Source organism: Vibrio sp. 378, from assembly GCF_033339435.1.
In genome coordinates this window covers 1-580 of sequence record NZ_JAWOUO010000890.1, presented here as the reverse complement: position 1 = coordinate 580, position 580 = coordinate 1, and the positions used below count along the sequence as shown (strand labels likewise).

Here is a 580-nt window from a genome sequence, read left to right as displayed (position 1 = left end):
AGTTTATAACTATATGGTGGACGACACGCGCTCCCAACTGAGCATCTTTATGGATGAAATCGCCGCACAATTGGAAGTCGATCATACAGGCCATCTTTCGTTAGCTGCTCAACTGTCGGATCCTCGCTTTAGTCGCCCGTACAGCGGCTTATATTGGAGTGCATCGACAGACTCAAGCCTCGAACGCTCTCGCTCGTTGTGGGATAAAAGAATCGAGTATAAAGGACTCGATAAAGATGCTTATGGTGCAAGAGACGAAAAACTGATTACTCTGGAAAAAGCGCTATATCTACCCGACTACGATGGTCCAATTCATATCATCGTAGGTATCGACGAAGAGCCAATAAAAAGCACACTGCAAACCCTTATTGGTCAACTCTGGCTAATTCTAGGATTGTTGTTTGCTGGCGTTCTGACTGTCATTCTCTTGCAAATCGTTTGGTCATTGAGTCCACTAACTAAACTGCAAAAAGAGCTGGCAGAGCTCAAAGCTGGAAATAAAAAGAGTTTAGAAGAAACTTATCCGAAAGAGATTTCGCCACTTATTTCAGACCTCAACGCTCTTCTTTCCCACTATCAG

General features: G+C 44.0%; 1 pseudogene. It reads left to right on the top strand.

The features are described from left to right. Positions 1–580 (top strand): annotated as a pseudogene (locus R7Q48_RS29430) (ATP-binding protein); the annotation flags it as partial.